The sequence below is a fragment of the Bradyrhizobium icense genome, assembly GCF_001693385.1.
Taxonomy (GTDB): Bacteria; Pseudomonadota; Alphaproteobacteria; order Rhizobiales; family Xanthobacteraceae; genus Bradyrhizobium; species Bradyrhizobium icense.
Window position 1 is genome coordinate 274,964 of sequence record NZ_CP016428.1, and the last position, 22,803, is coordinate 297,766.

The following is a 22,803-nucleotide window of genomic DNA, read 5'->3' on the forward strand; positions in this document are numbered from 1 at the left end:
GCGCTGCGTCGCCAGGCGTTCGCGACCATCAGCGGCGACAACGGCGCCCTCCTAACAGGCTGGATACTAGCAGCTTTTCGGATTCCGGAGGGCAAAATCGACAGGTCCTCGGCAGCTCCTTGACGTTCGGGCGCGATATTCTGCGGCTGCGGAGCAGGTTGCGATCCCAAACCTCGGTATGATCCGTCCAACCGAATGGAACGTTTGGATCAACCTCCGTTCAATGGTCCGGTCCTTCTCGACGACTACGCTGCTTGGCTAACCGCATGGTGGCAGACCGCAGGTATTGCCATGCGGGAAGAGTGTTGCGGAAGACCCAACGACCTGAGGCCTTGCCGGCCGCAACGGTCGCTGTAGTCAAACCCGCTTCGTTGGGGATCGCCAACCGAACTCAGGGGATTGATATGCCGAAAGCTCATCTGCATCTGATCCGTTGCTCTAACGACATCGAACCCGCAACAAATCGCCGCGACCGCAGGTTCCAGCCCACCATCATCGATGGAGGCCGGCGAACAAACGTCGTCCCGGTAGTGAACCCGTGGGAAGATCTGCTTGCCCTGTTCGATCTCGGCGTCCTGATGGCGCAGGCAAACTATCTTACCTTGATCGCGGCGACCTTGGGCGCGTTCGAGTGTTACGCGAAAAGGCAGCGCGAGTCCGTAGAGCCTGTGAAGCTTTTGGGTCCGCGGGGATTGGCAAGGCGAGGTCAGGGTGTGAGTTGATCCGACCGTTGTGAAGAGACGGACGTTGGCGGTGCCACTAGGTTTTGGCGAGACGGTGGCCCTGCAAGATGTTGTTGGTGAGCGCGAACCAGAGCACGACGGCGCGGACCTTGTCGATGCCGCGGACGGTCAATTGCCGCAGGTCCCAGTTGCGCCAGCGGGCATGGATGCATTCGCAGATCGTGCGGGCTCGGTACTGCGCCTTGCCATCTTCGCTGGCCATGCGGGCACGCCAGGCCAACACGCCCGGGCTGTCGCCGGGCCGGGGCAAATAAGGATCGATGCCACTCCTGGATTGTGTTGGTGGGCAGTAGACGTCAACGCCTTTGCCATGCGCCCACTCGATGTCCTCGGCGCTGCAGAACCCGCCATCGACGAGGTGGCGGCGGGGAAAGCAGCCCAGCAGTGAGCGCGTTCGTTCCAGCATCGGCCGCATCAGGCCGCGATCCGATCCATTGTTATCGACATCGACCGTGACCACGATCAGCTCGCCCGCTGCACTGGCCACCTGCACGTTGTAGGCTGGACGGAAGCCGGCATCCGCCATCTTCATCACCCGTGCCTGCGGGTCTGTGGTAGAGGCCCGCGGTTCCTTCGGCTTTTTGCCATTGCCGCCCTTCTCGTCGAGTTGCTTTCGCTTGCGCTTGATCTCGGCCAGCGCCGCTTGCGCAGCCTGTACGCGCTCGCTGCGTTCGCGCGCCGCGCGCTCCCTGGCGGCCCGGATGCGCCGATTGCTGGCTTCCGGATCCGCATCGACCTCGCGCTTCAGCTCCTCCACTATCGCCTGGGCCTGCGCCATCTGCCGATCCAGCGTCGCCTCGCGCCGGAACGATCCGGTCCCCGCATTGGCCCGTATCCGCACCCCGTCTTGGGTCAACTTCTCCAGATCGACCAGCCCCGCCTTGCTCAGCGCCGCCAGATGCTCGCTCAGCAACCGGTCGAGCAGGTCGGCACAACCGACCCGGAAGTCCGACAGCGTGTGATAGTTCATCGACACCCCGCCACAGAGCCAGCGATAGACGTCATGGTTCTCGCAGAGGCGGGCCAAGGCACGCGCGCTGCCCACGCCATCGCTCGTGGCGTAAAGCCAAAGAGCCAGCAGCAGTCGTGGCGATGGCGGCGGATGGCCGGGCGTATTCTCCCGCGCCTTGACCCGATCCTCAAGCTCGCTCAGGTCCAGCCCCTCAACATAGCCCCAGATCACGCGCGCCGGATGCTCTTGCCCGATCAGGCTCTCGATATCCACAGCGCGAAGTTCGATCTGCTCGCGCATTGGCTCGCGCAGTCGCGGCGCTCCACGCGGCTCCGCACCCGCTCGGGGCTTTACCTGTTCCGGCAATTCTCCAAAGAGCCCTTCGTCAGCCATTATTCTCTCCGGCGAATCAACGCACATAGAGAATCACGACCGCCTTGATCTCCGCTACATCCGCCAAGCCGAAATGAAAGATTCACAGCCTCGTAGGATGGATGGAGCACAGCGAAACCCATCATCACGCGCATCGGCATTGATGGGTATCGCTTCGCTCCACCCATTCTACGAGACCGGCGCCGCCGACAGCAATCACGCCGCCGGCTTGGCGACGTTGTCTTCGCTGGCGAGCAGATGGATCAGCGCGCTCTTGATCGCGGCCTGCCGGGTCGGCGCGTTGATCTGGGCGCCGAGCAAATCAGTGACGTAGAACACGTCGCGGGCGCGCTCGCCGAAGGTCGCGACATGGGCGGAGGCGATGTTGAGGTTGAGCTTCGAGATCGCAGTGGTGAGCTGGTACAACAAGCCCGGACGGTCGAGGCCGGAGACCTCGATCACGGTGTAGCGGTCCGACCACTGGTTGTTGATGGTGACCTCCGGCTCGACCACGAAGGCGCGCACCTTGCCGCGGTTGGCCGCCTTGCGCGCCACTACTTCGGGCAGCCGCAATTTGCCTTCGAGCACCTGCTCGATCATCTCGCCAATGCGGGTCGCGCGCCGTCCCTCGTCCTCGTCGCGGTCGTATTCCCTGGAGATCGCGATGGTATCGAGCGCGCGGCCGTCGGTGGTCGTGTAGATCTGCGCATCGACGATGTTGGCGCCGGCCGAGGCGCAGGCGCCCGCGATGATCGACAACAGCCAGGGATGGTCGGTCGCGAGAATCGTCAGTTCGGTGACGCCGCGCGCCTCGTCGAAGCCGACATTGATCGCGAGTTGGTGGCCGGCCTGTTCGCTGGCGCGGATGAAGCGCGCCTGGCGGATCTTTCGTTGCAGATCGACCTTGAGCCAGTAGGCCGGATAATGCCGCCCGATATAGGCGTTGAGCTCGGCTTCCGGCCATTCGGTGAAGGCGGCGCGGAATTCGGCCTGTGCGAGCGCAATGCGCCGCGCGCGGTTCACTTCCGAGAAACCGCCGGTCAGGACCGGCTCGGTTTCGTAATACAGCGTGCGCAGCAACTGCGCCTTCCAGCCGTTCCAGACGCCGGGGCCGACGCCCCTGATGTCGGCGGTGGTCAGGATGGTCAGAAGCTTCATCTGCTCGACCGATTGCACGACGGCGGCAAAATTCTCGATCGTCTTGCGGTCGGAGAGATCGCGCGATTGCGCCACCGTCGACATCGTCAGATGCTCTTCTATCAGCCACGCCACCAGCTCGGTGTCGCCTGCGGAAAAGCCGAGCCGCGGACACAGCCGGCGCGCCACCCTGGCGCCCGCGATCGAGTGGTCCTCCGGCCGGCCCTTGGCGACGTCGTGCAGCAGGGTCGCGATGTAGACCACCGCGCGATGCTCGGGCTGGATCTTGCGGAACAGGTCGCTCGCGACCGTGAACTCGTCATTGCCGCCGCGTTCGATCTCCTGCAGGAAGCCGATGCAGCGGATCAGATGCTCGTCCACCGTATAATGGTGGTACATGTTGAACTGCATCATCGACACGATCTTGCCGAACGCACGGATGAAGTGACCGAGCACGCCGGTCTCGTTCATCCGCCGCAGCACGGTCTCCGCATCGTTCGAGGTCAGGATCTCCATGAACAGACGGTTGGCTTCCGGATTCTCGCGAAGCTGGCTGTTCACCAGTTTCAGCGAGCGCGTCACCGTCCGCATCGCATCGGGGTGGAAGGCGAGGTTGTTCTTCTGCGCCAGATGAAAGATCCGGATCAGGTTGACCGGGTCGTGCTTGAAGACGTCAGGCGCGGCGAGGTTGATGCGGTTGTTATCGATGATGAAGTCGTCGCTGTCGGGCATCCGCCGCCGCTTGGCGCTCGGCCGCAGCCGTGCCACCATGCGGCTCAGGACCGGCGCGGGCTTGGCCTGCTCGTCTTCCAGCTTGGCGCACAGGATGGCGGTGAGATCGCCGACGTCTTTCGCCACTAGGAAGTAGTGCTTCATGAAGCGCTCGACATCCTGCATGCCGGGATGCGAGGTATAGCCGAGGCGGACTGCGATCTCGCGCTGCATGTCGAACGACAGCCGCTCCTCGGCGCGGCCCGAGACGAAATGCAGATTGCAGCGCACCGACCACAGGAAATCGGCGCAGCGGCGGAAGGTGCGGTATTCCTGCGCGTCGAACACGCCGCGCTCGACTAGTTCGCCGGTCTCGCGCACGCGGTAGACGTATTTGGCGATCCAGAACAGCGTGTGCAGGTCACGCAAGCCGCCCTTGCCGTCCTTGACGTTGGGCTCGACGAGATAGCGCGACTGCCCGGCGCGGCGGTGGCGTTCTTCGCGCTCGGCGAGTTTGGCGGTGACGAATTCGGCCGCCGTGCCCTGCACGACATCCTTGTCGAAGCGGGCCACCAGCTCGTCATAGAGCGGCCGGTCGCCGGTCAAAAACCGCGTCTCCAGGATCGCGGTGCGGATCGTCATGTCGCCGCGCGCCTGGCGGATACATTCATCGACCGAGCGCGTGGCGTGGCCGACCTTCAATCCCATGTCCCAGAGGCAATAGAGAATGGCTTCGGCGACCTGCTCGCCCCAGGCGGTCTGCTTGTAGGGCAGGATGAATAACAGATCGATGTCGGATTCCGGCGCCATCAAGCCGCGGCCGTAGCCGCCGGTGGCGACGACCGCCATGCGCTCGGCGCCCGACGGCACATGCGAGCGATAGAGATGCCGGGTCGCAGCCGCATAGAGAATGCGGATGATCTCGTCCTGCATGAAGCAGAGCCGCTCGGCGCAGCGGCGGCCGTGGCGATCCTTCAGCAGCACGGCCTGCGCGGTGGCGCGCGCCGCGATCATCTCGGCCTTCAGGAGCTGTGCCAGCGCCGAGCGAAACACGTCCTCGCGGCCGGCATGTTTTTCGGCCAGCGCATCGACCGCCGCGGTGATCCGCGCGGTATCGAAACGGTCATCCGCCCCGGAGCGGTCCTCTGTCACGATGCTGTCCATGATCTCCCCGATATCGGACGGCACAGGGGCTGTCACGGGCGATTCCAAGCTGACCTGAGGCTATGCCGTGGGCCGTCCGAATTCCAGCCCTAACCTGTTGAAAAGACTGAAGTCGGCGAAGCGAATAGGCCCCGCGGCAGTCGCGGTGATGACATGGCGACAATCGACGACTATACCGGACATAAAATAAAGTCCGGGAGACGAACATGGACGCCGCCGAACTCCGCGCGATGCAGGCCCCGATCAAGGAACGCTACAAGTCCGATCCCTCCGCCGCCGTCATTACCCTCAAGGCCAAAGGCTCGATCGATAATGAAGGGATCGCCTGCAAGGTCGAGACCGGCCGCGCGCTGGCGATAGCCGGCCTCCATCCCGGCACCGGCGGCTCCGGGCTTGAGCTCTGCTCCGGCGACATGCTGCTCGAAGCCCTCGTCGCCTGCGCCGGCGTGACATTGAAGTCGGTCGCCACCGCCACCGAAGTACCGCTTAGAAGCGGCAACGTCATCGCCGAAGGCGATCTGGATTTCCGCGGCACGCTCGGCGTCGACAAGGAAGCCCCGGTCGGCTTCGAGGAGATCCGCCTGCGCTTCGAGGTCGCAACCGACGCGCCGCAGGACAAGCTCGACCTGCTGTTGAAGCTGACGGAGCGTTACTGCGTGGTCTATCAGACGATAAAAAACGGCCCGAAAGTCTCGGTGTCCATGAAGCGGGTCTAGCTCGCCGTCGTCCCTGCGAACGCAGGGACCCATAGCCACTGAAGTCCATTGGTGTGGAAGTAGAAGACCCGCACCGCCCAAAATCGAGAAGCCGCGGTGTATGGGTCCCTGCGTTCGCAGGGACGACAGGTAAATGTCCCCCGAACTCGCCTTCATCCTGACGCTCGGCCTGCGCATGGCGATTACCGCGGCGTTCGTGGTGACGGCCTCCATCATCACCGAACGCTCAGGCCCCGTAATCGGCGCGCTGATCGCGACGCTGCCGATCTCGGCGGGACCGTCCTACGTATTCCTCGCGCTCGATCACGACGCTGCCTTCATCGCCGAGGGCGCGCTGGCAAGCCTGCCGATCAACGCCGCGACGATCTTCCTCGGGCTGACCTATGTCGTACTCGCGCAGCGCCACGGCGCGCTGCTCAGTTGCCTTGCGGCGGTCGCGGTGTGGCTCGTGCTCGCCGCGATCATCCGCTCGGTGCAATGGTCGCTCGCCGGCGGGCTGGTCGTGAATGCCATTGCGTTCGGCATCTGCGTGCCGCTGCTCGCCCGCTACCGCCACGCCAAAATGCCGCCGATCCGGCGACGCTGGTACGACATTCCGTTGCGCGCCTCGCTGGTCGCGACGCTGGTGGCAACGGTGGTCACGACTTCGGGCTGGGTCGGTCCCAAGATCAGCGGCATGATCGCGCTATTCCCGATCGTGTTCACCTCGATGATGCTGATCCTGCATCCGCGCATCGGTGGCCCGCCGACCGCCGCCGTACTCGCCAACAGCGCCTGGGGATTGATCGGCCTCGGCATTGCGATTGCGGTGCTGCATGTCGCGGCGCTGCAGTTCGGCTCGACGGTCGGGCTGACCCTGGCGCTGGCGACGTGTATCGGCTGGAACCTGAGCCTGTGGTGGCTCGGGCGAGGGAAGGCTGCGGAATGACAGCGGCTACTTCGGCAGCTTCGCCTTCAGCGCATACAGCGCCTCCAGTGCCTCGCGGGGCGACATCTCGTCGGGATGCAGCGCCTTCACTGCCTCCACTAATAGCTCCGCCTCGCTCGGCGGCGCGGGCTCCGCGGCGGCGCGGGAGGGGACGGCGAACAGCGGAAGATCATCGGCGAGCGCGCGGGCGGTCTGGCCGCGATCCTGCGCCTCGAGTTTCGCCAGCACCGACTTGGCGCGCGCGATCACGGCTGGCGGCAGGCCGGCGAGCTTCGCAACCTGAATGCCGTAGGACCGATCGGCCGAGCCGGGCAGCACTTCGTGCAGGAACACGACGTCGCCCTGCCATTCCTTGACGCGCACGGTGGCGTTGAACATCCGCGGCAGTTTGGCGGAGAGCGCGGTCAGCTCGTGATAATGGGTGGCGAACAGCGCGCGGCAGCGATTGGCCTCGTGCAGATGCTCGATCCCGGCCCAGGCAATCGAAAGGCCGTCGAAGGTGGCGGTGCCGCGGCCGATCTCGTCGAGGATGACCAGCGAGCGCTCGCTGGCCTGGTTCAAGATCACGGCGGTCTCGACCATCTCCACCATGAAGGTGGAGCGGCCGCGCGCGAGATCGTCGGCTGCGCCGACGCGGGAGAACAGCCGGTCGACGACGCCGATCCGGGCGCGCGACGCCGGCACGTAGGAGCCGATCTGCGCCATCAGCGCGATCAAGGCATTCTGCCGCAGGAACGTCGACTTGCCGGCCATGTTCGGGCCGGTGATCAGCCAGACCTGGCCGGACTTCTGGCCCGGCCCCGGCGAGAGGTCGCAGGCATTGGCAATGAACGGCTGGCCGTCGCGCTTCAGCGCCTGTTCGACGACCGGATGCCGGCCGCCTTCGACAGCGAAACCGAGCGAAGTATCAACCTCGGGCCGCACGTAGTTGTCATCTATCGCAAGCTTCGCCAGCGCCGTCGCGACATCGAGCAGCGCGAACGCATGCGCCGCCGCGCGCAGATCATCGCTGGCGGCGAGCGCCATGGCGCAAAGCCGTTCGAAGAGTTCCAGCTCCAGATTGAGCGCGCGGTCGCCGGCATTGGCGATCTTGGCCTCGATCTCGCCGAGCTCGGAGGTGGTGAAACGAACCTGGCCCGCCAGCGTCTGGCGGTGGATGAAGGTCGCGTTCAGCGGCGGCGCCATCAGTCTGTCGCCGTGCTGCGCCGTCACCTCGACGAAATAGCCGAGCACGTTGTTGTGACGAATCTTCAGTGCTTTGATGCCGGTGTCCTCGGCATAGCGCGCCTGCATCGCGGCGACGACGAGGCGGGAGGCGTCGCGCAGGTTCCGGCTCTCGTCGAGCGCGGGCTCATAGCCCTCGCGGATGAAGCCGCCGTCGCGCTTGATCAGCGGCAGTTGTTCGGCGAGTGCACGCTCGAACTCGCGCGCAAGATCGCGTGAGGGACGGCGCAGCGCCTCCATCACGACAATGATTTCAGATGGCGCGGCATCGAGTTGCGCGAGCCGGGCCAGTGCCTGGTCTGCCGCGAAGATGCCGTCGCGCAAAGCTGCAAGGTCGCGCGGGCCGCCGCGTCCGACCGACAGGCGCGCCAGCGCACGCGACATGTCAGGGGCGGCGCGCAGCGTCGTGCGGATGTCATCACGCGCAGTGCTATCGCTGACAAAGGCAGCAATCGCATCCAGCCGCCGCCCAATGGCTGCACTGTCGGTAAGCGGTGCGGCGAGCCGTTGCGCCAGTAGCCGGGAGCCGGCGGCGGTAACCGTGCAGTCGATCGCGTCGAGCAGCGACCCGCGCCGCTCGCCGGCGAGCGTTCGGGTCAATTCGAGATTGGCACGGGTGGCGGGATCGATCGCCATCGTGGTGCCCGCGGCCTCACGCGAGGGCGGCGAGAGCGGCGGGCGCTTTCCGACCTGGGTGCGGTCGATATAGGTGACGGCGGCGGCCGCCGCGGTTGCTTCCAGCCGCGACATCGCGGAAAGGCCGTCCATGGTCGCGACCGCGAAGTAGTCGCACAGCCGCCGCTCGGCGGTGGCGCCATCGAAGACGTCACGCGTCAACGGCGTCACCGACGGCAGTTCGCGCAACAGCGGCCCGAGATCCGCATCGCCATAGAGGGCATCGGTAACGATGGCTTCGTTCGGATTAATCCGCGCCAGTGTCGCGGTGAGTTCCGCGGTCGAGCATTCCGTGACCATGAATTCGGACGTGGAGATATCGATCCAGGCAAGCCCGATGCGGTCGCCGCCGGAGGAGGCGCGGGCGCGGGCGATCGCCAGCAGATAATTATTGGTGCGGGCATCCAGCAGCGTGTCTTCGGTCAGCGTGCCCGGCGTCACCAGCCGCACCACGCCGCGCGCCACCACGCTCTTGTTGCCGCGGGCGCGCGCCGCCGCGGGATTCTCGGTCTGCTCGCACACGGCAACGCGATGGCCGGCATTGATAAGCCGATGCAGATAATCCTCGGAGCGCTCCACCGGCACGCCGCACATCGGGATGTCCATGCCCTGATGCTTGCCGCGCTTGGTCAGCACGATGCCGAGCGCCTTCGAGGCGATTTCGGCGTCTTCGAAGAACAGCTCGTAAAAATCGCCCATCCGGTAGAACAGCAGGAGCCCGGGATGGGCGGCCTTGATTTCGAGATATTGTTCCATCATCGGCGTGACGCGCGCGGGCGCCTCTGGTGCCGGTGCTTCCGCCGGGGGCAGGGGAATGGATTGCTGGATCGTCATGCGGGCCGCAAACTACAGAATTTCGTTGCCCGGTCCTATTCCCTTACCTGCGTTGTCAGAGTTTTCCACGCCCCCGGCGCCGCATGATTGATCACGCCTGCCGTGAGGGCATGGCGGCCCTACGCGAAAGCACCGCACGGGGGCGCCGCCTCAATTGACCTGCAGCGGGCGCGCTCCTAAAACTCGCCATCAAATTTGGGTCAACGCCTAAAGCGCGGCATTCAGGGAGAGATTCTATGCGTGATGTATTCATTTGCGATGCCGTCCGGACCCCGATCGGCCGTTTCGGCGGCTCGCTTGCCAAGGTCCGCGCCGACGATCTGGCCGCCACCCCGATCAAGGCGCTGATGGCGAAGCATCCCGATCTCGACTGGTCGCAGGTGGATGAAGTGTTTTTCGGCTGCGCCAACCAGGCTGGCGAGGACAACCGCAACGTCGCGCGCATGGCGCTGTTGCTGGCGGGCATGCCGGAATCGGTTCCCGGGCAGACGCTGAACCGCCTCTGCGCGTCGGGCCTCGATGCGGTCGGCGCCGCGGGCCGCGCAATCCGTGCCGGCGAAATCGATTTCGCGATTGCCGGCGGTGTTGAATCGATGACCCGCGCGCCCTTCGTGATGGGAAAGGCGCCGGAGGCGTTCGCGCGCTCGGCCGAGATTTACGACACCACGATCGGCTGGCGCTTCGTCAATCCACTGATGAAGGCGCAGTATGGCGTCGATGCGATGCCGGAGACCGGCGAGAACGTCGCGGAGGAATTCCAGGTCTCGCGCGCCGACCAGGATGCGATGGCGATCCGTTCGCAGCAGCGCGCGGGCGCGGCGATCGCTTCCGGCTACTTCGCGGAAGAAATCACGCCGATCCAGGTGCCCGGCGGCAAGGCCGGTCCGATCACCGTCGACAAGGATGAGCATCCGCGTCCCGAGACGACGCTGGAGGGCCTGGCGAAACTGAAGCCGATCGTGCGCAATCCCGGCACGGTGACCGCGGGCAACGCCTCCGGCGTCAATGACGGCGCGGCGGCGATGATCCTCGCTTCCGAAGCTGCGGTGAAGAAGCACGGGCTGACGCCGCGGGCGCGCATCCTCGGCCTCGCATCCGCAGCGGTGCCGCCGCGCATCATGGGCATCGGCCCGGTGCCGGCGACAAAGAAGCTGATGGAGCGGCTCGGCATCAAGATCAGCGACTTCGATTTGATCGAGCTCAATGAAGCCTTCGCTTCCCAGGGCATAGCCTGCCTGCGGCAACTGGGCGTCAAGGACGACGCCGACTTCGTCAACCCGCATGGCGGCGCGATCGCGCTCGGCCATCCGCTCGGCATGAGCGGCGCGCGGCTGGCGCTGACGGCGGTGCACGGCATGGAGAAGCGGGGCGGGAAGCTTGCCTTGGCAACCATGTGCGTCGGCGTCGGCCAGGGCGTTGCGGTCGCCATCGAAAAGGTCAATTAAGACAATAATTTGGGAGGATGAAAATTCGTCCTTTCCCAAATTAGTTATGTCATATAATGATCTGGCGGCGCGGCTTCGCGACAAAATCGCAAAGCGATTTTGCGCTGATAGCGCGATGCGAGGGAGGAATTCGTCATGACATTGGTCTATCCAGTGCAATCACTCGCGGCGCATCCGCCGCGGCTGTCTCCCGCCTACAAGAGCACGGTCAAGCGTTCGCCCTCAAAGCCGCTGATTCCGATGCGTCATACGCTGTCGGAACTGACCGGGCCGGTCTATGGCCACGAGACTGTGCGCGCGAGTGATCACGACCTCACGGTTCACGGCAAGGGCGAGCCGATCGGCGAGCGCATCATCGTGCACGGCCATGTGCTCGACGAAGACGGCCGCGGCGTGCCGAACACGCTGGTCGAGCTGTGGCAGGCCAATTCCTGCGGCCGCTATGTCCATGTCGTCGACCAGCATCCCGCGCCGCTCGATCCGAATTTCACCGGCGCCGGCCGCACGCAATCGGACGCGCAGGGTTATTATCGCTTCATCACGATCAAGCCCGGCGCCTACCCCTGGGGCAATCACCACAACGCCTGGCGGCCGGCCCACATCCATTTCTCGGTGTTCGGCCACTCCTTCGTCTCGCGCCTGGTGACGCAGATGTATTTCCCCGGCGATCCGCTATTCCCGTTCGATCCGATCTTCAATTCGGTCACCGACGAGAAGGCGCGCAACCGGATGATCTCGTCATTCGATCTGGAGAACACCAAGCCGGATTGGGCGCTGTGCTACCGCTTCAACATTGTGCTGCGCGGGCGCAACGCCACGCCGATGGAGAACAGTTAAAGTGCCACAGACCAAGCCGGACGGCATCACCCCGTCGCAGACCGTCGGTCCGTATTTCGCCTATGGCCTGACGCCGGGCGGCAAATACGACTGGAACGACGCGTTCAACAACAGTCTGGTGACGCCGGACACCTCGGGCGAGCGCATTCGCGTCGAGGGAACGGTGTTCGACGGCGACGGCGTGCCGGTGCCGGATTGCATGCTGGAGATCTGGCAGGCGGACGCGCAGGGCAGGTTCTCTGATCCGCAGGACAAGCGCGCGCTGCCGAATACGTCGTTCAAGGGGTTCGGCCGCATCGGCACCGATGCCAAAGGCCACTATGCCTTCGATACCATCAAGCCGGGCGGGGTTCCCGATCCCGACGGCAAGCCGCAGGCGCCGCATATCGTGCTCGCGGTCTATGCACGCGGCATGCTACTGCATCTCTATTCCCGGATCTATTTCGACGGCGAGGCGGCCAACGCGGCCGATCCCGTGCTGGCGCTGGTGCCGGCCGACCGTCGCGCCACGCTGATTGCGACGAGGCAGCCCAGCTCAGGCAACGCGGTGTACCGATTCGACGTGCACCTGCAGGGCGACAAAGAGACGGTGTTTTTCGACGTGTAACGGCAACTGGCGCAGAGGCCGTGACAAGCGGAATGCAGCGATGGCCTCTGAACTCAATCGACCCGCGAACAATTCCTGACCGGTTGATCGGTGCGCCGATTGCGCAACATGCGGCGCCTGCCATGCAAGAACAGGCGCCCGATGCGCTCGGCGTCCGCTGCCACTATCAGCTCGCTGGACGAAGGCCGAACAACTGGCGGCACGCCGCTCCTGACCGCGGCAAAGGCAAAAAGGCTGTAGCGTAATGACCGGCCGCGAGCTGGCGATCCATCAGGCCGCCGAGGCCTTCGAACTCTTCACCGGGCTACAGCCGTCGATTGCGGTGATTGGAAATGCGTTCGACGCCGTGATGGCAAGCCGATACTCTGTGGTAATTGCCGTGACCTTACAGGCGCCGGATCGAGCGTGAGCGAGCCAACCAAGGAAAGAGCCAAGAACAGCGCGCAGGAAGTGCTGGGCCTGCTCGGATTTCTGCTGGTTGCCACCGCCCAGGTCTCCAACATGATCCTGGCGCGCGGTGTTGCCGGGAGTGTTCCCCCGTTCTCGATCGCCTTCTTTCGCTGGAGCATTGTGGCGCTCGGCCTGCTGCCGGCCATCGTGATGGCGTTGCGTGAAAGCCCCGGCCTGTCGCGCAAGGACGGCCTCGGCATCGCGCTGGCCGGCTTTCTCGGCATGTTCATCTGCGGCGGTCCGGTCTATGTCGCCGGCATTACAACCTCGGCCATCAACATCGCCTTGATCATGGCGCTATCGCCGCTTGTTGTGCTGCTGCTTTCCTTCGTGTCGGGTCGGGAGACCATCGATCAACGAAAAATCGTCGGAATGCTGGTCGCGTTGGCGGGCGCCCTGCTGATTATCACCAAGGGACAAGCCGGCATAGGGACGGGCCTGTCGCCCGGTGATCTGCTCGCTTTGCTCGCGATGCTCGGCTGGGCGGGATACACGTTGATGCAAAATCGCGTCGGGCAGGGCGTGAGCTTTCTGGCAAGGATAGGGCTGTTTGCGACGGCAGGCGCGCTATTCACGTTGCCCTTTGCGATCCATGAAATTTGGTCCGCCCCCGCTGCTGCGTTCAGCGGACGTGCGGCGCTGGTGTATTTGTTCGCCGGTCTCGTCCCCGGGCTTTTTGCCTATTCGGCCTATGCCTATCTCGGCTCAATGTTCGGCGCGGTGTCGACGTCCTTGAGTCTCTATCTGGGTCCAATCGTCAGCGCGGTGCTATCGATCATCTTTCTCGGCGAGGCACCGACGGCGATCCATCTGATTGGCGGTGCGTTGTCGCTCGGCGGCATGTGGTTGTGCCTGCGGGCCAAGCAGAGCGGGCCATCACCATAGCGCCGGCCGCGAATCCTGCGGCCGCAAACTATCCGACGGGAACCGCGCGCGGCTTCGGAAAGTTCACCTCTGGAAGGCTATTGAGGCCGCACCGGAGGATGACGACGATGAATTGGCGGTCGGTCCGGCTGACATTCTGGGTTTTCGTCATCGTGGTGCTGACGGCCCCGCTGGCCGAGGCGGCGGCCGAAAGCGCAGGCCGCCCTTCTGAATTCATCCTCATCCTTCAGATCGTGCTGTTGATCGCCATTGGCCGCGGGCTCGGCGAGATCATGCAGCGCATCGGCCAGCCGTCCGTGATCGGCGAACTGCTGGCGGGTTTGTTGCTCGGCCCGTCGTTGTTCGGATGGGTCTGGCCGTCGGCGCATGCGGCGATCTTTCCGCCCGTCGCCGAGCAGAAGGCCCTTATCGAAGGTGTTGCCCAGTTCGGCATTCTGCTTCTGCTGCTGCTGACGGGAATGGAGACCGATCTCGGGCTGGCCAGGAAGGTCGGCAGGGCAGCGATCATCATTTCCATCGCCGGCATCATCGTTCCCTTCCTGTGCGGCTTTGCGCTCGGACAGTACTTGCCCGACAGCCTGCTGCCGCATCCGGAGGCGCGCCTGGTCGCCTCGCTGTTCCTGGGCACGGCGCTATCGATTTCTTCGGTGAAGATCGTCGCCGTCGTCGTTCGCGAGATGAACTTCATGCGCCGCAATGTCGGTCAGATTATCATCGCCACCGCGATTATCGATGACACGATCGGCTGGATCATCATTGCGGTCATCTTCAGTCTCGCCTCGCAAGGCACGATCGACCTTTTGTCGGTGGGGCAGGCTGTGCTGGGAACGCTGGTCTTCCTCGCCGTCAGCTTTACGATCGGCCGGCGGCTGGCGTTTCGGCTCATTCGTTGGGCCAACGATACGCTGGTCAGCGCGTCCGCCGTCATCACGGTCATCCTCCTGCTGATGGGTAGCATGGCGCTGATCACCCATGCGATCGGCGTGCACACAGTGCTCGGCGCGTTTGTCGCCGGCATACTGGTTGGCGAATCGCCGATCCTGACCCGGCAGATCGACGAGCGGTTGCGCGGGCTGATCACCAGCCTGTTCATGCCGGTGTTCTTCGGTTTGGCAGGATTGAACGCGGACCTGACAGTTCTCAGGGATCCAAACTTGCTATGGCTCACGGCGCTGCTGGTGCTGATCGCCAGCATTGGAAAATTCGGCGGCGCCTTCGTGGGCGGCAGTCTCGGCGGAATGAACCGCTACGAATGCTTTGCGCTGGCGAGCGGCATGAACGCGAGAGGATCGACGGAGGTCATCATCGCCAGCATCGGCCTGTTCATGGGCGTGCTGAGCCAGAACCTGTTCTCGATGATCGTCACCATGGCGATCCTGACCACGATCGCCATGCCTCCGATGCTGCGCTCTGCACTGTCGCGGCTTCCCATGAAGGCGGACGAGAAGGAGCGGCTCGAACGGGAGGAACTTGAGGAAAAAGGATTCACGGCAAATCTGGAGCGCCTGCTGCTCGCCGTCGACGAGAGCGCCAACGCAAAGTTTGCCTCCCATCTCGCAGGTCTCCTTGCGGGCACGCGCGGCATTCCGGTCACCGTGCTGCATATCGGCGCCCGTGCGAAGCGTCAGGAAAGGAAGCGCGACGAGCAAGAAAGCCATGAAAGCGCGGTCAAGAGCGCGGCAAGGACCATCGTCGATTCCGGCCCGGACGAGGCCGCGCGGGAAGTCGATGTCACGACGCGCGCAAAGAGCAAAAAGTCGGGCGACGCCATCATCGACGAGGCCCGGAAGGGCTTTGGTCTGCTGATTGTCGGAACGGAAAAGGTGGTCGGCGGAAAAAACGGGTTTGACGAAAGGATCGAGGATGTGACGGCAGGTTTCGACGGCCCGCTCGCCATCGTCGCCGCCAGGGACAGCCATCTCGAGCAGCCCGCGGCAAGCTCTTCGTTCCGGATTCTGGTCCCGGTGTCGGGTAGCGGTGCGTCGCGCCGGGGAGCCGACGTCGCGGTCGCGCTCGCCCGCGCCGGTTCGACATCGGTCCGATTCCTCCACGTGTCCAACACCAGGGACAAAGGACGACGCGGCAAGAACGCCTCATTGCTGCAACAGGAGGCGATCCTAAGGGACATTGGCTCGCTTGCCGCCCGCTACGCCATCCAGTCAACCACAGCGATTCGCGCCAGCGCGTCGCCGGAGCAGGCGGTCCTGCGCGAAATCGCAAGCAGCGGCGTTGATCTGGTTGTCCTGGGGGCCGACCGTGTCCAGGGGGAAAATCTCAGTTTTGGCGGCGTCGCTTCCTCGATTCTGGAGAATTCGACCGCCTCAGTCTTGCTGGTATCGAGCTGAGGCGCGGACGGGTCGAAGAGGCAGGTGGGTCGTCTCGGCGTGTGCGGGCGAACTGCGGCTGCAGTACCCACCCACATCCGGAATTGACAATAGCAGAGAGATTATATAATAAGTGTGTTATATAACAGATTTGGGATCAAAAGTGCCAAACCTCGATGCCGCCTTCGCGGCACTGGCAGACCCTACTCGCCGCGCGATCCTGGCGCGCCTCGCGCTCGGCGAAGCCACCGTCATGGAACTGGCCAAGCCGTTCGAGATCTCGCAGCCCGCCATTTCCCGTCACCTCAAGGTGCTGGAGGGCGCGGGGCTCATCGTTCGTCGCGTGGAGGGCACGAAGCGGCCGTGCCGGCTGGTGCCGAAGGCCGTCGCCGAGATCGATCATTGGCTTGGTCTGCTGCGGCAGACGCTCACGGCAAATTACAACCGGTTGGATGACGTGCTGGCCGAAATGAAAACCAAAGAGTGAAAGGCAATCCCATGAGCAAGTTGACGCTGAAGACCGAAGGCGACACCCACGTCGTCGTTACCAGGCGCTTTGCCGCCACGCCCGAGGCGGTGTTTCGCGCGCACACCGAGCCGGCGCTGATCCAGAAATGGCTGCTTGGTCCGGAAGGCTGGACGATGCCGGTCTGCGTCAACGAGGCCCGCCCGGGTGGCAAGATCCGGTACGAATGGAGCGACGGCAAGGGCGGTGGCTTCCACCTGACCGGTGAATTTATCGAGGTGGTGCCGTTCAGCCGCCTCGTACATGTCGAACGCATGCATCTGCCGGACCCGACACCTGACAATCATGTCGAAACCAACTTCGCGCCGGACGGAGCCGGCACCTTGATGACCATGCGAATGACCCTGCCAGATGCTGCGACGCGGACCACGATGCTGTCGAGCGGCATGGAGCAGGGAATGGAAGCGAGCTACGTCCGGCTCGACGCGCTTTCAGTGCCGGCGCGGCCGTGACGCTGTCGCTCCAAATCGCAGCCCTACTCCATCACCGCATGATCCGGCGCGGTCGACTGCTCGCGCAGCGTCGCCTTGGTCGAGCCGATCATGATGGCGAGCGGGATCGCGCAGGCGGTGAAGATCATCACGAGCTGGTAGTCGTACGAGAACGCGATGATCTGCGCCTGCATCTTGACCATCATATCCGCCATGGCGCGGCCTTTGTCGGTGGCGAGATCGATCATGTCGCGCACGCCAGGCATCTGCAGCGCGTGATTGAACGGATTGATATGCTCCGACAGGACAGCGTAGGTGTAGCGGGTGCCTTGCGTCAGTTGCGAGATCACCAGCGAAATCCCGATCGAGCTGGCGACATTGCGCATCAAGGTCAGCATCGAGGTGCCGTCGGTGCGCAGATGGTTGGGTAGCGTCAGGAACGCCACCGTGGATAGCGGCACGAACACCAGGCCGAAGCCAAAGCCCTGCACCACACTGATGATCACGATCTCGGTGACGCCGGTCTGGTCGGTCCAGCCGGTCATGTAGAACAGCGACAGGGAGGTGATGCCGAGGCCCGAGACGATCAGCGTCCGTGCCTCGATATGGTTCATCATGCGGCCGACCAGCATCATCGCCACGAACGTACCGCAGCCGCGGCTCGCCAGCAGAAGCCCGGCGGTGATGATGGGATAGCCGATCACGTTCTGCAGGAACGGCGAGGAAAGGGCCATGGTGGAAAACAGCACCAGTCCCATGACCGCCATGAACACGCAGCCGGCGACGAAATTCCTGTCCTTGAACAGCGCGAACTGGATGAACGGATGTTGCGTCGTCAGCGAATGCGCCAGGAAGTAATAGAAGCCGATGCCGGCGATGATGAACTCGGCAATGATCTCGTTGGATTCCAGCCAGCCGAGCTGCTCGCCGCGGTCGAGCGCGAGCTGCAGCGCGCCGATGGCGACCGCCAGCGCGGTGAAGCCGAACCAGTCGAAGCGCAGCTCGAGGTCCGTCTTGGTCTCGTCCATGAAGATGATTAGGCCAAGCACGGTGATGATGCCGAATGGGAGGTTGACGAAGAACACCCAGTGCCAGGAATAGGTCTCGGTCAGCCAGGCGCCCAGCGACGGGCCCATGATCGGGCCCATCATCACGCCCATGCCCCAGATCGCCATTGCTTTGGCGCGTTCGTGCAGCGCGTAGGAATCGAGCATCACGGCCTGCGATAGGGGGACCAGCGCCGCACCGAACACGCCCTGCAGCAGGCGGAACACCACCATCTGGCCGATGTCCTGCGCTAACCCGCACATCACAGAAGCTATGGTGAAGCCGGCCGAGCAGATGATGAAAATGCGTTTGCGGCCGAAGCGGTTGGCGATCCAGCCGACCGGCGCGGTCATGATCGCGGCGGCGACGATGTAGGACGTCAGCACCCAGTTGATCTGGTCCTGCGATGCCGACAGCGACCCTTGCATGTAGGGCAGCGCGACGTTGGCGATAGTCGTGTCCAACGCCTGCATGATGGTCGCCGTCATGGCGCAGATCGTCACCATGTTCCGGCGCAGGCCGGGAACGGATGCCGATGGCTGGCCCGGCGTCGCCATGTGACTAATCGTGGTCCTGGTTGGCCGCCGCCGGCATCAGGCCGAGCAGGGCCGATAGCGACCGGCGATGGTTGGTGTCGATGGTGGCGTAGACGCTCATGCCGGCCTTCAGCTTGCGGACGAACTTGTCGTTTTTGTCGAAATAGATCCGCACCGGTACGCGCTGCACTATCTTGACGAAATTGCCCGACGCGTTCTGCGGCGGCAGGATCGCGAACTGCGCGCCGGTGCCGGGCGAGAGCGAGCCGACCGTGCCCTTGAAGGGGTGATTGGGGAACGCATCGACCTCGAGCGTGACGGACTGGCCGACCGCGACATAGGTGAAATCGGATTCCTTCGGGTTGGCGTCGACCCACGGGTTCGCGGTGTCGATGATGCTGAACACCGGCGTGCCGGCCGTGACGAAGCGGCCGAGCTGAATCTGTTCGACCTGGGTGGCGATGCCGGCCATCGGCGCGCGCATCACGGTGTGGTCGAGATTGCGCTGGGCCTGGTCGAGCGCCGCCTTCGCCTGGGCATAGGGCGGGAATTCCTCGAGCGGCAGATCGGGATTGCCGAGCAGTTGGGCTTTTGCGGTTGCGATCTTCTGCAGCAGCAACTGATACTGTGCGCTCGCGGTAACGAGGGCGGTCGACGCGTTATCGAGATCGAGCTGCGAGCCGAAATTGTTCTTCACCAGCGCCGACTTGCGTTCGACGTCGCGCCGCTTCAGGTCCATGCCTTGCTGCGACAGTTGGCTCATCTGGCCGTAGATCTTGAGGTCGGCGATCAGATTGTCATAGGTGACCTTGGTTTGCGCGAGGTTGGCCTTGGCCTGCGCCACGGCGAGGCGGAACGGCACCGGGTCGATTTCGAACAGCACGTCGCCCGGATTGACCTGCTGGCCTTCCTTGACCACGACCTTTTCGATCTTGCCGGAGATGTCGGGCGTGATCAGAACCTTCTGCGCGCCGACATAGGCGTCGTCGGTGGTCACGTAGCGGCCGCCGTTGAGATAGAACGTCACGCCGGCGACCAGCGCTGCCAGCGGCAACACCACCAATAGCAGGAAGCGGCGGTAGCGCCGCATGCCGGCCATCAGCCGGCGGCGCGGCTCGGCCGCCAGTTTCGGCCGTGACGCAGGGGCGCCCTTCTGCTCAGGGGGGAATTTGAGCACGGGATCAGCCATAGCGCTGCTCCTTTCTGGGAGGTTCGCCGGCCGGATTCTGAATCGCGTTGCGAACGTTCTCCTTGATCAGATCGAGTTGGTCGAGCAGGCGGTGGGCATCAGCGGGATTGATGCCGTCGAGCGCGGTAGCCGTCAGTTCGGAGCGAAGCCCGGCGAGTTTGCCGAGCAGCGGCCGCGCAGCCTTGCGCAGATAGAGGCGGTTGACGCGGCGGTCATTCTCGTCGCCGCGGCGTTCGATCCAGCCATTGTCACAGAGCTTGTCGATCAGCCGCGTCAGCGTGATCGGCTGCATCTCCATCTGTTCGGCAAGTTCCGACTGCTTGAGGCCCTCGGTGCGCTCGACCTTGGCCAGAACCGCCCATTGCGCACGGGTGATGCCATAGCGCGCCGCCTGCCGGTCGGCATAGGCGCGCACCATCCGTTGCACCTCGCCAAGCGTAAACAGGAAGTTCATGTCCACGGAACCGCGCATGCCCAGCCTCCATAAGCTTGCGCTATAATAAGCTTGCTTACGAATTCCGCATGGCGAGTTAATAGTGGCCTGATCCGCTCCCAGGACATGGCTGGGAAACCAGCGCGTGCGCGGGCTTTAGCATTGGCCCTCAAACTGGTACAAAGGCCTGATATGAGCCTGACAAAGCCGACATTTCCTGCGCCCGACCATGACCACGGCCGCTGCACTGCGGAAGCGATCGCGCATGCCGAGCAGGTTTGCGCGCGGCGGGCGCAGAAATTTACGCCGATCCGGCGTCAGGTGCTTCAGGCGCTGCTGTCGAGCCATCGCCCGCTCGGCGCCTATGAGGTGATCGACGAGCTCGCCAAATCGATGCCGCGGCCGGCGCCGATCACGGTTTATCGCGCGCTCGATTTCCTGATGGAAAACGGCCTCGTCCACCGCATCGAGAGCCGCAATGCGTTTCTTGCCTGCGCGCATGACCATGACGAGACCTCGATGGTGGCGTTTTTGATCTGCGAGCTCTGCGGTTCCGTCGGCGAAATTCCTGCAACTCCCGTGGCGCAAAGCCTCAATGCGGCGGCGCGCGCCTCCGGATTTGCGCCAAAGCTCTCCGTCGTCGAGATCGCCGGCACCTGCGCTCATTGCCAGAAATAACGAGAACACGGCGCCAAGCCGGCCACGAGGATTGATGTCGTCCAAGCCAGTAGAACCTTCCGCCGGGCGTGCGCTCACGCCGGGTGCCGTTGCCTTGATGCTGATGCTGTGCCTGAGCTGGGGCTTCAACCAGATCGCGGTAAAGCTAACGCTGCCCGATGTGCCGCCGATGCTGCAGGCCTTGATCCGCTCGGCCGGCGCGTTGCCGGTGATGCTGCTGGCCGGTTGGCTGCGCGGCGTAAAATTCTTCGAGCGCGATGGCTCGCTTGGTCCCGGCCTGCTGGCGGGCACGTTGTTCGGTATCGAATTCGTGCTGATCTTCAGCGGGCTGGTGCTCACATCGGCGTCGCGCGCCGCCGTGTTCCTGTACACCGCGCCGTTCTTCGTCGCGCTCGGCTCCTACCAGTTTCTCGGCGAGCGGCTGAGTATGATGCAATGGGGCGGGCTGGGCCTCAGCTTCGCCGGTGTCGCGCTGGCGATCGGCGTGCCGCAGGCGAACGTCGACGCGAAAGTATTGCTCGGCGACCTGCTGGTGGTCGGCGGCGGCGCGCTATGGGGCGCAACCACGCTGATCGCCAAGGGCACGAAACTTCGTAACGCGGCGCCGGAGAAGGCGCTGGGCTATCAGGTGGCCGTATCGATCCCGATCCTGGGCTGTGCATCCCTGCTGTTCGGCGAAAAGATCACCCACATGCCGGGCGCGCTGTCGATCTCGCTTTTGGCTTACCAGGCGATCTGGGTGGTGGGCTGCACCTTCGTGCTGTGGTTCGCGCTGGTAAAGACCTATTCGGCCAGCAAGTTATCGTCGTTCACCTTCGTCACGCCATTGTTCGGCGTCGTCGCCGCCTATTTCATCCTGCACGACACGCTGACGATCGCCTTCGGCGTTGCAGCTTTGCTTGTCATTGCCGGGCTCTATCTCGTCAACAAGCCGGACCCGAAGGTGGTGCCGGATCCGAATGTGCCGGCGTGATCTGCCACAACGCAGCGGTTCTGCGTCCAAAGCCGTCTCGGACTGATTGGTTAGACTGCGCGGAGAATCGTTTTTGTCCGCTCGATCGCTGTTCCGGCTATCGACTTGTAGGGGGTCTTGATTGCCAGGTCCGCAATCGCGCCATTGACGAAGTCCGGGTTCAATTTATCCAGGGCGGCTAGTGTACCTTCCACCTCGCCCCGGTACGAACGTAACGCCTCAATGATCGTGTCGGCATGCTTCTCGGCCGCCGCGGCTATATCGAAGATATCGCGTGGTCTGATACTTGATCCCCTGTGATAGATTTTCTTCACGATGATTTCGGGGATTGTTTCCAATTCGACGGCTTCGCCTTCAATTATTCGTTCAATCGTCGGGCGTGTCGTCATTGACGAGCCGACAATGAAATCGATTTGGCCGATGCCCTCAAACGCCAACTTTAAAAATCTTGTTCCGTCCCCTTCATAATCGGTTGGTCCGACCTCGAGTTTGAAGTCGCGCTTTTGAGGATCGAGGAATGCCAGCAGTTGTGGGTCAGGTAGAAAGATATCTATGTCGTGGCTCTCGCGATGATCGATTTGCAGCATCATCGCTGTACCGCCACCGAACGTCCAATAATCGATCAGCGGTTGCTCGGCGTTTGCCTGATGGATAAATGCGCACGCTATGCGGAATAACCGCACCCAATCCGGCAAAGGTTTCGGAGCGCTCACGAGATGAGCGGATAGGATTCGCCGGAATAAATGGCGAATGCCTTGGCTGCCTCTGCAAGCTGCTGCTCGGAAATATTGCAGGAGCTGGCAAACTCGATTTGCAGCTTTGGACTGACTTCACCAAAAAACGAAGACATATGTCCCGGTACTGCCTGTGCCGCCTCGGGATGGAGAAGACAAAAGGCAAGCTCCTGCGCATCTAGCTGCTTGCTATGGGGCGCATTGACTGTGGTTAATACTAGGGAAGGACTCATTTCTTCTCACCTCTAGCTT

At 63.5% G+C, this 22,803-nt stretch carries 20 protein-coding genes and 1 pseudogene; 13 read left to right on the forward strand and 8 right to left on the reverse strand.

Annotated features, from left to right (window positions below; all coding sequences use genetic code 11):
* Positions 1 to 404 precede the first annotated feature (404 nt).
* Positions 405 to 722 carry a hypothetical protein gene (locus LMTR13_RS01350; RefSeq protein WP_065726359.1) on the forward strand — a complete coding sequence of 106 codons (318 nt, stop codon included), beginning with the start codon at positions 405 to 407 and terminating at the stop codon, positions 720 to 722.
* A 37-nt stretch (positions 723 to 759) separates the two neighbouring features.
* Here the strand turns inward: LMTR13_RS01350 and LMTR13_RS01355 are convergent, their stop codons facing one another.
* On the reverse strand, positions 760 to 2,088 hold the full coding sequence (locus LMTR13_RS01355; RefSeq protein WP_197520869.1) for an IS1182 family transposase: 1,329 nt from the start codon (positions 2,086 to 2,088) through the stop codon (positions 760 to 762).
* Between the two features lie 195 nt (positions 2,089 to 2,283).
* Positions 2,284 to 5,079, reverse strand: coding sequence for a [protein-PII] uridylyltransferase (locus LMTR13_RS01360; protein ID WP_065732319.1), 2,796 nt, complete (start codon positions 5,077 to 5,079; stop codon positions 2,284 to 2,286).
* A 206-nt stretch (positions 5,080 to 5,285) separates the two neighbouring features.
* On the opposite strand from LMTR13_RS01360, the gene LMTR13_RS01365 reads away from it, so the two are divergent.
* Together LMTR13_RS01365 and LMTR13_RS01370 are read left to right on the forward strand one after the other, a co-directional pair.
* Positions 5,286 to 5,795: an OsmC family protein gene (locus LMTR13_RS01365; protein ID WP_065726360.1), complete on the forward strand. Its 510-nt coding sequence runs from the start codon at positions 5,286 to 5,288 to the stop codon at positions 5,793 to 5,795.
* Between the two features lie 133 nt (positions 5,796 to 5,928).
* A complete protein-coding gene (locus LMTR13_RS01370) occupies positions 5,929 to 6,723 on the forward strand; it encodes a hypothetical protein (RefSeq protein WP_065726361.1) in 795 nt (264 codons plus the stop codon).
* A 6-nt stretch (positions 6,724 to 6,729) separates the two neighbouring features.
* Here the strand turns inward: LMTR13_RS01370 and mutS are convergent, their stop codons facing one another.
* Complete coding sequence (gene mutS, locus LMTR13_RS01375) at positions 6,730 to 9,456, reverse strand: DNA mismatch repair protein MutS (RefSeq protein WP_065726362.1); 2,727 nt, start codon at positions 9,454 to 9,456, stop codon at positions 6,730 to 6,732.
* Positions 9,457 to 9,692: 236 nt separating this feature from the next.
* On the opposite strand from mutS, the gene pcaF reads away from it, so the two are divergent.
* The 8 genes and pseudogenes from pcaF (at position 9,693) to LMTR13_RS01410 (ending at position 16,982) form a co-directional block, all read left to right on the forward strand.
* Positions 9,693 to 10,901 (forward strand): 3-oxoadipyl-CoA thiolase, encoded by a 1,209-nt coding sequence (gene pcaF, locus LMTR13_RS01380; protein ID WP_065726363.1) that lies wholly within the window; start codon positions 9,693 to 9,695, stop codon positions 10,899 to 10,901.
* Between the two features lie 135 nt (positions 10,902 to 11,036).
* Positions 11,037 to 11,738, forward strand: coding sequence for a protocatechuate 3,4-dioxygenase subunit beta (pcaH, locus tag LMTR13_RS01385; RefSeq protein WP_065726364.1), 702 nt, complete (start codon positions 11,037 to 11,039; stop codon positions 11,736 to 11,738).
* 1 nt (position 11,739) lies between these two features.
* Positions 11,740 to 12,345 (forward strand): protocatechuate 3,4-dioxygenase subunit alpha, encoded by a 606-nt coding sequence (gene pcaG, locus LMTR13_RS01390; protein WP_065726365.1) that lies wholly within the window; start codon positions 11,740 to 11,742, stop codon positions 12,343 to 12,345.
* A gap of 201 nt (positions 12,346 to 12,546) precedes the next feature.
* Positions 12,547 to 12,754, forward strand: a pseudogene (locus LMTR13_RS42095) (hypothetical protein); the annotation flags it as partial.
* Positions 12,751 to 13,680, forward strand: coding sequence for a DMT family transporter (locus LMTR13_RS01395; protein WP_065726366.1), 930 nt, complete (start codon positions 12,751 to 12,753; stop codon positions 13,678 to 13,680). The pseudogene LMTR13_RS42095 and the gene LMTR13_RS01395, both read left to right, overlap by 4 nt.
* Positions 13,681 to 13,787: 107 nt before the next feature.
* On the forward strand, positions 13,788 to 16,025 hold the full coding sequence (locus tag LMTR13_RS01400; RefSeq protein ID WP_065732320.1) for a cation:proton antiporter domain-containing protein: 2,238 nt from the start codon (positions 13,788 to 13,790) through the stop codon (positions 16,023 to 16,025).
* Positions 16,026 to 16,167: 142 nt separating this feature from the next.
* Positions 16,168 to 16,491 carry an ArsR/SmtB family transcription factor gene (locus LMTR13_RS01405; RefSeq protein WP_065726367.1) on the forward strand — a complete coding sequence of 108 codons (324 nt, stop codon included), beginning with the start codon at positions 16,168 to 16,170 and terminating at the stop codon, positions 16,489 to 16,491.
* Positions 16,492 to 16,502: 11 nt separating this feature from the next.
* Positions 16,503 to 16,982 carry an SRPBCC domain-containing protein gene (locus tag LMTR13_RS01410; protein ID WP_065732321.1) on the forward strand — a complete coding sequence of 160 codons (480 nt, stop codon included), beginning with the start codon at positions 16,503 to 16,505 and terminating at the stop codon, positions 16,980 to 16,982.
* 23 nt (positions 16,983 to 17,005) lie between these two features.
* On the opposite strand, the gene LMTR13_RS01415 is transcribed toward LMTR13_RS01410, so the two are convergent.
* The 3 genes from LMTR13_RS01415 to LMTR13_RS01425 are packed head-to-tail and all read right to left on the reverse strand — an operon-like array spanning position 17,006 to position 20,205.
* Positions 17,006 to 18,565, reverse strand: coding sequence for an MDR family MFS transporter (locus LMTR13_RS01415; protein WP_065726368.1), 1,560 nt, complete (start codon positions 18,563 to 18,565; stop codon positions 17,006 to 17,008).
* Positions 18,566 to 18,569: 4 nt separating this feature from the next.
* Positions 18,570 to 19,733, reverse strand: coding sequence for an HlyD family secretion protein (locus LMTR13_RS01420; protein ID WP_065726369.1), 1,164 nt, complete (start codon positions 19,731 to 19,733; stop codon positions 18,570 to 18,572).
* Complete coding sequence (locus tag LMTR13_RS01425; protein WP_065726370.1) at positions 19,726 to 20,205, reverse strand: MarR family winged helix-turn-helix transcriptional regulator; 480 nt, start codon at positions 20,203 to 20,205, stop codon at positions 19,726 to 19,728. The genes LMTR13_RS01420 and LMTR13_RS01425 overlap by 8 nt, the downstream gene beginning before the upstream one ends.
* 153 nt (positions 20,206 to 20,358) lie before the next feature.
* Here LMTR13_RS01425 and LMTR13_RS01430 point away from each other — a divergent pair, with 153 nt between their 5' ends.
* Positions 20,359 to 20,844, forward strand: coding sequence for a Fur family transcriptional regulator (locus LMTR13_RS01430; RefSeq protein ID WP_065726371.1), 486 nt, complete (start codon positions 20,359 to 20,361; stop codon positions 20,842 to 20,844).
* 34 nt (positions 20,845 to 20,878) lie between these two features.
* A complete protein-coding gene (locus LMTR13_RS01435; protein WP_065726372.1) occupies positions 20,879 to 21,817 on the forward strand; it encodes a DMT family transporter in 939 nt (312 codons plus the stop codon).
* A gap of 50 nt (positions 21,818 to 21,867) precedes the next feature.
* Here the strand turns inward: LMTR13_RS01435 and LMTR13_RS01440 are convergent, their stop codons facing one another.
* Both LMTR13_RS01440 and LMTR13_RS01445 read right to left on the reverse strand, forming a co-directional pair.
* Positions 21,868 to 22,530 (reverse strand): nucleotidyl transferase AbiEii/AbiGii toxin family protein, encoded by a 663-nt coding sequence (locus LMTR13_RS01440; protein ID WP_156795383.1) that lies wholly within the window; start codon positions 22,528 to 22,530, stop codon positions 21,868 to 21,870.
* Positions 22,527 to 22,784: a hypothetical protein gene (locus LMTR13_RS01445; RefSeq protein ID WP_065726373.1), complete on the reverse strand. Its 258-nt coding sequence runs from the start codon at positions 22,782 to 22,784 to the stop codon at positions 22,527 to 22,529. Before LMTR13_RS01445 ends, LMTR13_RS01440 begins: the two co-directional genes overlap by 4 nt.
* Positions 22,785 to 22,803: the final 19 nt, after the last annotated feature.